Here is a 14062-nt window from a genome sequence, read left to right as displayed (position 1 = left end):
AAGAAAAAGGAAACTGTACGAAACAATCCCCCTTCTCCCTCTAGCCAACTTGTTTGGATTTATCTTCAGTAATATAGTCAAATTCATCCCCAGCTATTACAATATTTAATTCTGTCATCAAATTAACATCATATATATCTTTACTGGTTCCATCTGCTTCTTGTAAAATCCGTACCATCGGGCGTAATGGCATTCCCGGATTTTGTTCCTTTACAATACCTATTCTCCCATCTGAAAGTCTCACCTGTGTTCCATTCGGAAAAACAGCAATTAGATGTAGAAACTGACATACCAGTTCTGTTTCAAATTTAGTTCCACACGATTGCATTAGCATGTCCATCGCTTGGCGATTGGACCATTTTGCCCGATAGCATCGCGTAGAAGTTAATGCATCGTAAACATCCGCTACTGCAACTATTTTCGAAAAAGTATGTAACTCATCTCCTTGTAACCCCCGCGGATACCCCGTTCCATCCACATGTTCATGGTGGGTAAGAGAAATGATTCTTGAAAGCTCTGATAGCGACTTACAGCCCTTTAGAGCATTATATCCTAATATTGTGTGTTTCTTAACATATTCATATTCTTTATCTGTTAATTTTCCTTCTTTGAACATGATATCTCGGTCTATATAGATTTTTCCGATATCATGTAAAATCGTTCCCATAGCCAACCGTTTGAGCATATCTTCTTTATATCCAACTCGTTGTCCTAGCATTAAGGCATATACGGTTGTACTCACCGAATGCGTATATGTATACTCATCGGCAGCGCCAATATCATTTAAGCTAATTAATACATCTTGGTTCTCTAAAATTTCATTTATCACATGGTCTATGACATCTTGCATCGTATCTACTTGTAAGATTCCCTTCTGTGTAAAATCTTTAAACGCAGTACGAAGGGTCTCTTTACATATATTTCTAGTTTTTGATGTGATTACATCTGGAATGGTAATTCCTTCACTGATGTCGTCTTCTACATAAATCTCAAAAATCCCTAAACGATTAAGATTTCTAATATATCTCTCTAGATTATTTGTTCCATTTGCCAAAATCAAACAACCTTCACTGTAAATTGGTCTGGCCAATACCATATCTGATTGAATTTGTGTGGTTGATATTAATCTCATGCCATTCTCCTATATAGAACTATTGTGTATATATAATCTTACCTTTACTACAACAGTTCTTTCTTAACAATACCAACTTATCATATGGAGCTATTCTATCTATTCGTAAGCAAAACATTACATACTATCAAAGTCAAATGTTCATGAGTCTCATGCTTGTATGAAACTCATGACAGTATGACCCTCAAAATACAAGAACATAGCCTAAATAGGACGAAGTTCTAATGTTTTCTTATTGTACGAGCACATAATTGATAGCAAAACATAGAATCTACATTCTATACCATTATATGATCACCTTTACAGGACATTTTTCTGCACATTTTCCGCAGTTTGTACATTTATTATAATCAATATGGGCAAGATTATCAACCAGTTCAATCGCACTATATTCACAATTTTTCTGGCATATACCACACCCAATACATCCTGCTTCACAGGCAACTTTGACTTCTTTTCCTTTATCTTTGGAACTGCATTGTACGCGATGTTGAGATGCATATGGTACAATTTCAATCAAGTGATTTGGACATTCTTGCACACATTTCCCACAAGCAACGCATTTTTCCTGATCTACAACAGCAACACCATTAATAATATGGATGGCATCAAAACCACATACCGTTACACAGCTTCCTCCACCCATGCAACCATACGAGCAGGCTTTCCCTCCACGTCCAGGTACCATGGAGATTTTCTTACAATCTGCTATTCCATAATAGTTATACTTTGTAGCTACTTTATCACAAGTACCCGCACATTTTACAAATGCCACCTGCTTTGCTTCTTCTTGCGCTTCCACACCCATAACTGCACTAATTAATTTTGCTTTCTCGGGTCCAGCCACTGGACAGGCATTCGTTGGTGCTTGGCCCTGCGCAATTGCTTTTGCCAATGCATCACAACCTGCAAATCCACAGCCACCACAATTGTTCCCTGGCAAAAAGTCTCGCACTTGTTGTTCTCTCTCGTCCACCTCAATCTTGAATTTCTCGCCTGCTAGGCCTAATAACAATCCAATGATCAATCCTGTAACACCGACGATCGCTGCGGCGATAATAATTCCCTCTATACTCATCGCTTCATCCTCCTATAGCAATCCAGAAAATCCAAAGAAGGCAATTGCCATTAATCCAGCTGTGATTAATACAATTGGCGAGCCTTTGAAGGATTTTGAGATATCATTATGTTCAATTCTCTCTCGGATTCCAGCCATGATGACGATGGATATTGTAAAACCAAGAGCAGTACCAAAACCATTTACTACACTTGTAACTAAGTTATATTCTTTTTGTACATTGATCAAGGCAACACCAAGTACTGCACAGTTTGTAGTGATCAATGGTAAATATACACCTAATGAATTATATAAACTTGGGCTAATCTTCTTAAGTACCATTTCAACAAATTGAACCAATGCTGCAATCACCATGATAAATACAATGGTCTGCATATAGGTTAAATTAGCTGGTACTAGAACAAAATCATAGATTAAACTTGTGCAAGCAGATGCAATGGTAATAACAAAGATTACTGCTCCACCCATTCCTACTGCTGTCCCAACTTTTTTTGATACACCTAGGAATGGACACAATCCTAAGAACTGACTTAAGACAACATTATTAACTAATGCTGCTCCAATTAATATAATGATTAGTTCTTTCATTTACTCTGCTCCCCTTCCTTTACTTCCTTTGCTTGTTTTGCTTTCAATGCGGCTTCTTTTGCTTTTGCAATTTTCTGCGCATTTTTTTCTTCTTTCTCTTTCGCTAAAGCTTCGTGATTCGCAACGCAATCAACACCATGACAATTACTGCAGTTTCCCCCACACGCAATTGGTTCATTAGTGCCTTCTCCATTGGTTGCGGAAGGTGCTTTGAGTTTGTTCTGTAGAGCAGTCAACATAGCCAATACAAAGAATGCTCCTGGTGCTAAGATAAAGATTGTAGCTGGTTCATAGGAATCAGGCATGATTCCCACATTAAAGATAGAACCATTTCCAATAAGTTCACGAAATGTACCAATCAGTGTAAGACCTACTGTAAAACCTAGGCCCATTCCCATTCCATCAAAGATTGAAACTCCTACTGGATTCTTTGATGCAAAAGCTTCTGCTCTTCCTAGAATAATACAGTTTACAACGATTAGTGGTATATAGATTCCCAAGGTATCATACAAACTTGGAATATATGCTTGTAATGCAAACTGCACAATTGTTACAAATGATGCGACTACAACAATAAATGCAGGCATTCGAACACTGTCTGGTATCATTTTACGTAACATGGAGATCAACATATTGGACATGATCAATACAACCGTTGTTGTTAATCCCATTCCCATTCCATTGACAGCAGATGTGGTAACTGCCAAGGTAGGACACATCCCCAACATCAGCACGAAGGTTGGGTTTTCTTTCACTATTCCATTAAATAATCGTTCAACATATTTATTCATTCCCCTACCCCCTATTTTATTAAGCAGTTTTTCGCAAAGCAAACCCCTGCATTTACTGCTGATGTAACGGCCTTTGTTGTTATTGTTGCTCCACTTAATGCGTCAATTTCATTTTCATTTGTTGCCTTTGTCTTGGTATACGCAAATTGGTCTACATTCTTATCCTTAAATTGATCTTTGAACTTGCCCTCTGTTGCTTTCATCCCCAAACCGGCTGTTTCATTAATGGACAGGATTTCCATACCAGTTACCGTTCCATCTATTTTAATTCCCATGGAAATTGTAATATTTCCACCATATCCGTTGGCAGTTGTAACATTCATAACATAACCGACTAAAGCATCGGATTGATCATAAGCTTCTAGTGCTTCATCAATGGTAACTCCGCTGTAATCCTCTCCATTGCTCTGCTTATTCTCTTTCAGCAATGCTTGAGATTGGTCTAAAGCAGACTTAACAGCGTCACTCTCTTTAAAGCTTACCGCATCTGCAAATACCGTCTGGTATGCTTTTTGCTTTGCCTCTTGCTCTTTCTTCTTGATTGGATCCTTTGTAATCTCATACACAAAGCCAAGTAGGATACCTGCCACTAATGTTATACAAAAAAGGGCAAGTGCATCTTTAATAATTGTATTCTTTTTCTTATTACTCATGTTTTGCACGCTCCTTTCCAAATGGAGTAGGAACCGTGATCTTTTCAATCAATGGTACTAACAGATTACAGAAAATGATGGCATATGACACACCTTCTGCTGATCCTCCAAAGATTCGGAAGATACCTGTCAAGATTCCAAGTAAAATTCCAAATATAATTTGCCCTATTGGAGTTATTGGACTTGTTACATAGTCTGTTGCCATGAAGAAAGCACCCAATAAAAGGCCTCCTCCAAACAAATGTTTCAATAAGAATGTTCCGTCAAAACCATTTCCACCGAATAAAACAAGAAATACCATAAAGGAACCGATGTAAGTAAGGGGTATACGAAGTGTGATGACTTTTCGAATCAACAGATACGCTGCTCCAAGCAAGATTGCCAACGCTGACGTTTCCCCTATCGTTCCAGGTATATTTCCTAAAAACATGCTTGTTACAGATGCCGTTTCTTCACCATTCTTAAGTAATGCCAATGGAGTTGGCCCACTTACACCATCGAAAGTAAATGTTGTCATTCTTCCTGTAAAGGAGATTAATAGAAAACATCTTGCAGCCAGAGCTGGATTCATAAAGTTTTGTCCCAAACCTCCATATAATTGCTTTACAATTAGGATTGCAAATACTCCACCAATAATCGGAATCCATAATGGCACACTTGATGGTAGATTTAATGCCAATAGTAATCCTGTTACAAGTGCACTGTAGTCATATGTTGTAATGGTTTTGTGCATTCCTTTTTCATATATGTACTCTGTCAATACACATGTTGCAATGGTTACTAATATAATTACGAGCGCCTTGCATCCGAAGTTAATCACACCAGCTATACTTGCCGGTACTAATGCAAGAGCAACATCCCGCATGATGGTTTGGGTTGTGTCCTTACTTCTCACATGTGGCGATGCTGATACATTTAATAAATCGTTCACGATTTCGCACCTCTCAATTCTTTTTCTTTCCAGATTATTTCAATATTAACATGTAACTGTTCAGAGGCCTAGAAACACTCCGTGTTTCTAGATTCGTTCTAAACAATTACCTTACTTTTCATTGTCATTTCTTCCTTATTTCTTTCTCTTATCCATAACACTTCTTCTTGTTTGCTTAAATGCTTGCGTTAAACGACGCTTTGCCGGACAGACATAGGTACAGCTTCCACACTCATAACATTCCATTCCATGGATCTTTACAAAGCCTTCCTCATCCGAACTCTGTGCATACTCTAACATCTTTTGTGGAATCAATTTACTTGGACAGGCAGCTACACAACGTCCACAACGAATACATGCTGTTGGTTCCTGTTTAGCAACCTCATCTGATGTAAGACATAAGAGTGCAGAGGATGTCTTTGTTACTGGTATATCAAGTGAATACAATGCTATTCCCATCATTGGTCCACCTGATACGATCTTCTCAGGTTTTGTAACGAATCCTCCTGCTTCCTCAATTAGTTCCCGATAATTCATTCCTGTTTTTACATGAAAGTTACATGGATCCTTAATCGCATCACCTGTAACTGTTACGATTCTTCGCATTAATGGAGTCGATTCACAGACTGCCATATAGATCGAGATAATGGTATCAACATTATTCACTACACAGCCTGCATCGGAAGGTAACATCGTTGAATTGATCTTTCTTCCTGTAGTTGCATAGATCATCTGTCGTTCTGCCCCCTGTGGATACTTTGTTTTCAGAACCTTTACTTCAATTCTTTCTTCTTTTTCAACTAATCCTTGTAACTTCTTAATTGCAACCGGTTTATTATCTTCAATTGCAATAATACCTTTTGCATGTTCAAACAAGGAAAGTACCACCTTTAATCCAGTTACAATCTTCTCGGATTCTTCTATCATCATTCGATAATCAGAGGTAAGATATGGTTCACATTCTGCACCATTTACGATAACATAATCAATCTTTGTGTCATCTTTTGGAGTGATTTTCACATGCGTAGGGAAACCCGCTCCTCCCATACCAACAATTCCAGCCTCTTTCACAATTTGGCGAATCTCCGCTTTTGATAGTTGCGTATAGTCTCTTTTATTCCCAACAGTTGGAAGTGATTCATATTTTCCATCATTTTCAATCACAATCACTGTATCCTTATTACCAGAGACCACCAATCTCTTCTCAATTGCTTTCACCGTTCCCGACACAGACGAAACAATATTGGCGGATATAAAACCTTGCGCTTCTCCAATTAATTGACCAGCAAGCACATAATCTCCAACTTGAACAATTGGTTTTGCAGGAGCGCCGATATGCTGTGACATCGGATATACCAGGTCGCCTTTTGGCAGAACAATCCTAACTGGCTTATCTTGGGATAACTCCTTACCTTCATAAGGATGAATTCCACCTCTAAATGTTGCCAATCCCATTCTCTTTCCCTCTTTTCTCTCATAATCAATCAAATCACTTTTCCCATTTTATAAAAATACAGTTCATCGTATAGTAATGCCACATATACAGATTCTACCTAATCTAATTTATGTAGTTTCAAGTGATTTCATTTCTTCTTTCTTCTATTTTGTATAGCCATGTCTATTATATTAAAGATTTCTTGTATATTCAAGAAATGATATTTATTTAGCAAACTTTTATACTTTTTCAGCCGATTTTTACATTTTTCCACTTTCTTAGATAGTATTTTAGGTGTCAAATGAGTCGAATTATGAGAGTATTGAATACATACGATAATTTCCTATTATACAACTGGATAATTATTCATTCTCTATTCAAAGTGTTCATATAATGCAAAAAAACAATCCCTGCGCATGGTTTTTCGATCTCCATACAGCAGGGATTGTTATTATGCTAAGTAAATGCTAAAGTTCTAGCAAATGTGCAATGTGGCGATTGCACCGAATTGTATATTGTTTCACGAACTAATTTGAACAGTAAAAATTTTATGATGTCCGGCTAAAAGGCATCTTTATTCCGTTTGCTATAAAGAAATTGCATACCTCCTTTTCTATCTGGAACACGTGTCCCACCATTACCATCAAAAAAGCTCTTTAACAGAGCTACTTTATCATCATAAGGTTATTCTAACACTTGTGTCGTAATAAGTCAATTCATATTCTTAATTGGCGATAGCAAATATACAAGGGCATCGTCAAAATACTTTCTGCTTCCTTGATGATGTTCTTGGATATAGTGTTGTTCTCTAGGGATAACTCTTTGCGCAAGACCTAATAATAGTGATATAATAACTCCCAATTCATTATCCACACAAGTACTTCTTCGAATACTTCCATCCGCAAGGCCTTCTCTGTAGTACTTATTAGCAGGGTTTCTATATTGATTGTTAAAGGCAACATAATCTCTAGCTTCTTCACTATCTGGATACACATCTGTAAATATTTGATCGAACTCATCTAAAAATCGAATCTTCTCTGGATTTTCAATCATTGTATCAACCATGTAATTTAGATACTGGCTTAATTTCTCATAGCCACTCTTCTTTACCGCTGTTTTCATTTCTTTGGGTTCTTCTTGAATCTCCCCTAAAATCTGCATCGCAATATAGAATGAAATAGCTTCCTTATTCACAAAACGACGATACAGCGTACTTCTTCCAATCCCCACATGTTTTGCAATATCCTTCATCTCCGTTTTTCGCATTCCTTGCTCTAAAAACAACGTTCTTGTCACCTCTATAATTTGTCGATCCACCTCATCAAAAACTCGCATATTATTTCCTCTCTTTTTCAATACCATTTATTCACAATAGTTACCATATAATTTTTTTTTGCTGTTGTCAAGTAGAACAAAGGAATAAAAAAGAGCCATCATACTAAGAATTCTTAGCACAACAGCCCCTATCCATTATCTTTCGCCTACCCTATGTAAATACTTTTCTCTTGTCGCTAAACCGCCACGAATATGTCTTTCCGACTTGTTAAGATCAAGAACAACACGTGCACGTTCTGCCAGAGAATGATTAATATACGGAAGTCGCTCCGTTACGTCCTTATGTACGGTTGATTTTGATATTCCAAACTTCTTAGCTGTTTGCCTTACCGTTGCATTATAATCGATAATATAATTTGCAATATCGATTGCTCGCTCTTCTATGTAACCTTTCAAGAGGAGTCCCCCTAGTAACCTTGTTTTTACAATCTATGCTTTGCCGTGGTATTTTATGCAACGCGATTCTTATATTAAGAATTTACCTAGAAGACCTCAATCTTAGTAAATATATGCTTTGTTTCAAGGAGAAAACTTAACACTTTCTTTTTCTTAATCGGATTGTTTTACTATAAAATATCATGTATAATAGAATAAAGAATAGCAGAGAGGACGTGATTTTATGAAATACGTAAGAACTGGTTTACCTGTAGATGCTGTACAATATACACTGAATTCAGGTATTGAAGATGGGTTTGAGTTATGGAGTAAAATCGTTGTAAATGGTTGGATTAAAACGGACCGTTTAATTCAAGTTACACGTAATGATGGTACGGTTGTTTGCCCTTACATTGATACCAGACGTGGACGTTCCTTTATTAAGCAGGGTGACTACGTTATTACGGAAGAAGCCGGAGACCGTATTGTTTGCGGGGAAGACAAATTCTCTACCCGTTATCGTAAAGTTTAATGTTTATAGACACAATATTTATACATGAAAAGAACAAAGTGTACTTTGTTCTCCGCTTTAAACAAAGAAAAAAGACAATCTTTCGTTGATTGTCTTTTTTCTTATGCTCTTTCTGTTGCTTCTACTTGATGTTCAAATTATTCTATTATTCTAAAATGTATGAACATAAAATTTACCTGCATTTTAAGGTAATTTACCAGAGAAAACTCAGGATAATCGATTCTTAAAATCTGTATATCCAAAAGAACGAATTACTTTCATCTTCTGTTCTTTCGTATACAGTATGATCGTTGGCAAATTAATTCCATTGAACGTATTGTTCTTCACCATTGTATAATGGGACATATCTTCAAAGAACAACAACTCCCCTTTTTGTAATGGTTTATCAAAAGAGTAATCGCCTATTACATCTCCAGACAAACAAGTCGCACTGGATAGACGATACGTGTAAGGAAGTTCTCCTGCGACCTTAGCACCAATTACAGCAGGTCGGTATGGCATCTCCAGTACATCCGGCATGTGACAAGCGGCGGAAGTATCGAGTAGTGCAATCTCCATTCCATTCTTCATCACATCTAATACCTTGGTTACCAGTATCCCTGTATCCACACCAATTGCTTCACCCGGTTCCATATAAACTTGAACATCATAGGTGTCCCTCACATGAACAATTAACTTCTCAAGTAATGGAAGATCATAATCCGGTTTTGTTATATGATGTCCCCCGCCAAAGTTAACCCATTTCATTTGTTTCAGATACACTCCAAAGAGAGATTCTACCCGGTTCAGTACCCGTTCTAATACCCCAGCGCCCTGTTCACACATGACATGAAAATGAAACCCTTCTAACCCTTCTAAAGCCTTTGGATCTTTCTGAAGTTCTTCTTCTAACCGCTGCAATGTCACACCAAAACGAGAGTTTGGAAAGCATGGATTATATAAGTCCACTTCCACTTCCGAATACTCTGGATTAATCCGAAGTCCACAAGAGACCTTTCTATCCACAGCCTGCACCTTTTTCTTATACGTTATCCACTGTTCGAATGAGTTAAACACAATGTGGTCACTGGTCTGAAGAATTTCATCCATTTCTTCCTCACGGTACGCAGGAGAATAGATGTGTACTTCTTTTCCAAACTCTTCTCTTCCAAGTTTCGCCTCGAACAAACCACTTGCTGCAGTACCACTTAGATACTGCGCCAACAAGGGATAGGTGGCAAACATAGAAAATGCTTTTTGTGCCAGCAAAATCTTACAACCGGTTCTCTCCATAACGCCGCTTAAGATCTTCGCATTCCGTTCTAATAGTTCTTCTATCACAACATAGGAAGGTGTGGGAATTTCCCGTAATTGTTCTACTGGGATCTGCACCCCTTCGTATGATATTGTATCTTGTACATTATCCATAACAATGATCCTTTTCCTAATCCACTAATGTTGGATTAAAATCTTCAATCCATGGTAGTCCGAACTTGTTAAGCGCCTCCATGAATGGATCTGGATCAAATTCTTCCACATTGTATACACCAGGTTTTTTCCATTTACCTGTCATTACCATAGACGCACCGATCATTGCAGGAACTCCAGTTGTATAAGAAATTGCCTGAGAGCCTACTTCTTTGTAACATTCTTGATGGTCGCATACATTGTACACATAGTATGTCTTTTCTTTTCCATCTTTCACGCCCTTGAAGATACAACCGATGTTTGTCTTACCAACCGTTCTAGGTCCTAAGGACGCTGGGTCTGGTAAAACTGCTTTTAAGAACTGTAAAGGAACAATCTTCTTTCCTTCGAACTCAATTGGTTCAATCGAAGTCATGCCTACATTCTCTAAACATTTCAGATGGGTCAAATAACTTTGTCCAAATGTCATAAAGAAACGGATTCTTTTAATTCCCTTAATATTCAGCCCCAATGATTCTAGTTCTTCATGGTGAAGAAGATACATGTCCTTTTCACCCACTTGATCAAAATTGTATACTCTCTTAATCTCCATTGGTTCTGTTTCAACCCATTCGCCATTCTCCCAATAGCTTCCCTTGGCAGACACCTCACGAATGTTAATCTCTGGATTAAAGTTTGTGGCAAATGGATACCCATGATCTCCACCATTACAATCTAGAATATCAATTTCATGGATTTCATCAAAATAATGTTTCATGGCATATGCTGAGAATACACCCGTTACACCTGGGTCAAATCCACAGCCAAGTAATGCAGTTATTCCTGCTTTCTCAAAACGTTCTCTATAATCCCATTGCCATTTGTATTCAAACTTAGCGGTATCTAGTGGTTCATAATTTGCTGTGTCCATGTAATCAACTTTTGTTTCCAGACAAGCATCCATGATTGTAAGATCTTGATAAGGAAGTGCCACATTGATTACAAGGTCTGGTTGTACTTCTTTGATTAAGGCTACAAGCTCTTCTACGCTGTCTGCGTCCACTTGCGCAGTGGTAATCTTTGTTTTTCCACCATCTAACTTTTCTTTTAATGCATCACATTTGGATTTGGTTCTGCTGGCAATGCAGATTTCCTCAAATACTTCACTGTTTTGACAACATTTATGAACAACTACACTGGCAACTCCGCCAGCTCCAATAATAAGTGCTTTTCCCATTTATTCATAGCGAGATTTCTATACGGTATATCCCCACATTGAATATAACCTGTAGAATCTCTTCCTCCTTTTCTTAGTCTTTTTTATGTATTTATCGTAGAAACTTGGTCCGATTCCTTACTTATTGCGCCAATATACAACCAGCGCCTACTTCCTGTTACTCACATTCCATTAATAACTTCTTCACGTAATTTGGTAATGCAAATGCACCCAAATGCAAATCTGTATTATAGTATCTTGTCTCAAGTCCCAGCTGATTCCACCATTCTGCATTCAAATCTTTAATTGGTGACAGCCCCTTTGAGGCAAATCCAAACATCCAATGTCCCGAAGGATAGGTTGGAATATGCATCTGGTAAACTTCACTCACAGGAAATACTGCTTTAATATTTCGATGTGCCCGTTGCATTGCATTGGCGTCACTTTCATAATAAGGACTTTCATGCTGATTAATTAGAATTCCCTGGTCAGTTAATGCTTTAAAACAGTTTCCATAGAACTCTTTTGTAAACAGCCCCTCTCCCGGTCCGAAAGGATCCGTAGAATCTACAATAATAAGATCATACATGTTGACTGGTTTTCGTACAAATTTCAAACCATCCTCATAATGAATATGTACACGTTCATCCTCTAGCTTGCATGCTGTTTGTGGTAAATACTCCTTACAAACGTTAACCACTTCCTGATCAATTTCAACCATATCAATCCATTCAATGGACGTATATCTTGTTAATTCCCGAATGGTTCCTCCATCGCCTGCACCAATCACCAGTACCTTTTTAATCGCTGGATTAACAGCCATCGGAACATGGGTGATCATCTCATGGTAGATGAACTCATCTTTCTCCGTAACCATCAAATACCCATCTAAGGTCAGGATTCTTCCAAATTCTTTTGTATCAAATACATCAATTCGTTGAAAGTCCCCTTGTTTACTTACCAATTGTTTCTCAACTTTTATAGAAAATCGAACATTTTTCGTATGTTCTTCCGTAAACCATAATTCCACAGACGTCATTCCTTTCTTTCACAAACTTTACAACTCTTGTCATTCATTCAAGACAACACTCCGTAAAGTTTGAATCACATGGTAGCACAAGTTAACCCTCTTCGATTACAATATTAATGTTCTCGATCTTCATATCTTGCGTACCTGTCATAAAGCAGCCTTTTTCTTTTGCATACAGGATATAATTCACAATATCCTCTGTAATTCGCTCGCCAGGAGCCAAGATTGGAATTCCCGGTGGATAACACATAACAAACTCTCCACAGATATATCCCGCACTCTTTTCAATTGAAACAGACTTCTTTTCTCCATAAAACGCTTTCTGTGGCGCCATAACGACATCGGGATTAATATATTCATGGTCGAACAAACCTGTTTTATCTTTTTCATATAGACGTTTGATTTCCGATAAAGCACTAATTAAGCGTTCAATCTCTAGATTACGATCTCCTGCTGATACAATAGCAAGGATATTACCGATATCACCAAATTCAATCTGTATATCATATTCATCTCGTAACAGATCATAGACTTCAATTCCTGCCAGTCCAATGGCTCTTGTATGAATGGATAATTTGGTTTTATCAAAGGCATATACGGCATCTCCATCAACTAGTTCTTCTGCAAACGCATAATAACCACCTAGTTTGTTAATCTCTTCTCTTGCATATTCCGCAAATTCCACCGTCTTACGAAACATCTCTTTCCCATTCATACTCAGGTTCTTACGTGCAATGTCTAAGGAAGACATGAGCAGATATGAACCACTGGTGGTCTGGGTCAGATTAATGATCTGACGAACGTAATCCGCATTTATACTCTTATTACAAAGCAGGATGGAACTTTGCGTTAACGAACCACCTGTTTTATGCATACTAACTGCTGCCATATCCGCCCCCGCTTCCATAGCAGAAATCGGCATGTCTTCTCCGAAGTAAAAATGTGTTCCATGTGCTTCGTCTACTAATACAAGCATATTGTGTGCATGTGCCAGCGTAACAATGCGTTTCAAATCGGAACAGATTCCATAATATGTAGGATTATTGACCAGAATTGCTTTTGCTTCTGGATTTTCTAGGATTGCCTCTTCTACATCCTTAACTGACATACCAAGAGGAATACCTAATTCTTTGTTTATCCCCGGATTGATATAAACGGGTAATGCACCACATACAACTAAGGCATTAATTGCACTACGGTGAACATTTCGGGGCATGATAATCTTATCACCAGCCTTACAGGTGGACATCACCATTGCCTGTACTGCTGCTGTTGTTCCATTTACGATAAAGAATGCTTCTTGTGCACCAAAAGCCTCTGCCGCTAATTCCTGTGCTTCCTTGATCACCGATACCGGATGACACAGATTATCTAATGGCTTCATAGAATTCACGTCTAGGCGGAGACAAGTTTCTCCAAGGAAATGTTTTAACTCCTTGTTTCCACGTCCTCCCTTATGGCCGGGTACGTCAAAGTGTGCAATTCTTTTTGAATCATGTTGTTTCAGCGCCTCATATAAAGGCATACATTCTTGTGATCGTTGATCCATGATTAACCTCCTGGCTAGCTGACTATCCCTT

The 14062-nt window shown here is 38.0% G+C and carries 14 protein-coding genes; 1 reads left to right on the top strand and 13 read right to left on the bottom strand.

Features of this window, described 5'->3' with window-relative positions; all coding sequences use genetic code 11:
* Positions 1–40: 40 nt before the first annotated feature.
* The 9 genes from HBB17_RS12140 to spoIIID all read right to left on the bottom strand — a co-directional run bounded on the left by HBB17_RS12140 (position 41) and on the right by spoIIID (position 8339).
* Complete coding sequence (locus HBB17_RS12140) at positions 41–1132, bottom strand: HD-GYP domain-containing protein (RefSeq protein WP_167957766.1); 1092 nt, start codon at positions 1130–1132, stop codon at positions 41–43.
* A 286-nt stretch (positions 1133–1418) separates the two neighbouring features.
* Complete coding sequence (locus HBB17_RS12135; protein ID WP_167957765.1) at positions 1419–2210, bottom strand: RnfABCDGE type electron transport complex subunit B; 792 nt, start codon at positions 2208–2210, stop codon at positions 1419–1421.
* Positions 2211–2222: 12 nt separating this feature from the next.
* Positions 2223–2798: an electron transport complex subunit RsxA gene (gene rsxA / locus HBB17_RS12130; RefSeq protein WP_167957764.1), complete on the bottom strand. Its 576-nt coding sequence runs from the start codon at positions 2796–2798 to the stop codon at positions 2223–2225.
* Positions 2795–3589 carry an RnfABCDGE type electron transport complex subunit E gene (locus tag HBB17_RS12125; protein ID WP_167957763.1) on the bottom strand — a complete coding sequence of 265 codons (795 nt, stop codon included), beginning with the start codon at positions 3587–3589 and terminating at the stop codon, positions 2795–2797. The genes rsxA and HBB17_RS12125 overlap by 4 nt, the downstream gene beginning before the upstream one ends.
* 11 nt (positions 3590–3600) lie before the next feature.
* The gene (locus HBB17_RS12120) at positions 3601–4242 is read right to left on the bottom strand and encodes an RnfABCDGE type electron transport complex subunit G (protein ID WP_167957762.1); all 642 of its coding nucleotides are present in this window, start codon (positions 4240–4242) and stop codon (positions 3601–3603) included.
* Entirely contained in the window at positions 4235–5173 is a 939-nt protein-coding gene (locus HBB17_RS12115) for an RnfABCDGE type electron transport complex subunit D (RefSeq protein WP_167957761.1), read from the bottom strand. The genes HBB17_RS12120 and HBB17_RS12115 overlap by 8 nt, the downstream gene beginning before the upstream one ends.
* 135 nt (positions 5174–5308) lie before the next feature.
* Positions 5309–6628, bottom strand: coding sequence for an electron transport complex subunit RsxC (rsxC, locus tag HBB17_RS12110; RefSeq protein WP_167957783.1), 1320 nt, complete (start codon positions 6626–6628; stop codon positions 5309–5311).
* 691 nt (positions 6629–7319) lie between these two features.
* A complete protein-coding gene (locus HBB17_RS12105; RefSeq protein ID WP_167957760.1) occupies positions 7320–7943 on the bottom strand; it encodes a TetR/AcrR family transcriptional regulator in 624 nt (207 codons plus the stop codon).
* Positions 7944–8078: 135 nt separating this feature from the next.
* The gene (spoIIID, locus tag HBB17_RS12100; protein ID WP_167957759.1) at positions 8079–8339 is read right to left on the bottom strand and encodes a sporulation transcriptional regulator SpoIIID; all 261 of its coding nucleotides are present in this window, start codon (positions 8337–8339) and stop codon (positions 8079–8081) included.
* 223 nt (positions 8340–8562) lie between these two features.
* Between spoIIID and HBB17_RS12095 the strand changes: the two genes are divergently transcribed.
* Positions 8563–8850, top strand: coding sequence for a hypothetical protein (locus HBB17_RS12095; protein WP_167957758.1), 288 nt, complete (start codon positions 8563–8565; stop codon positions 8848–8850).
* Between the two features lie 207 nt (positions 8851–9057).
* Here HBB17_RS12095 and nspC read toward each other — a convergent pair whose 3' ends face one another.
* The 4 genes from nspC to HBB17_RS12075 form a co-directional block, all read right to left on the bottom strand.
* Entirely contained in the window at positions 9058–10257 is a 1200-nt protein-coding gene (gene nspC / locus HBB17_RS12090; RefSeq protein ID WP_167957757.1) for a carboxynorspermidine decarboxylase, read from the bottom strand.
* Between the two features lie 16 nt (positions 10258–10273).
* Positions 10274–11473, bottom strand: coding sequence for a saccharopine dehydrogenase family protein (locus HBB17_RS12085; protein ID WP_167957756.1), 1200 nt, complete (start codon positions 11471–11473; stop codon positions 10274–10276).
* Between the two features lie 157 nt (positions 11474–11630).
* A complete protein-coding gene (speE, locus tag HBB17_RS12080) occupies positions 11631–12482 on the bottom strand; it encodes a polyamine aminopropyltransferase (RefSeq protein WP_167957755.1) in 852 nt (283 codons plus the stop codon).
* A gap of 91 nt (positions 12483–12573) precedes the next feature.
* Complete coding sequence (locus HBB17_RS12075; RefSeq protein WP_167957754.1) at positions 12574–14031, bottom strand: aminotransferase class I/II-fold pyridoxal phosphate-dependent enzyme; 1458 nt, start codon at positions 14029–14031, stop codon at positions 12574–12576.
* Positions 14032–14062: the final 31 nt, after the last annotated feature.

Source organism: Anaerosporobacter faecicola (assembly GCF_012070565.1).
GTDB classification, from domain to species: domain Bacteria; phylum Bacillota; class Clostridia; order Lachnospirales; family Lachnospiraceae; genus Anaerosporobacter; species Anaerosporobacter faecicola.
The sequence above is the reverse complement of the archived record's forward strand: the minus strand, read 5'-3'. Positions and strand labels throughout refer to the sequence as shown.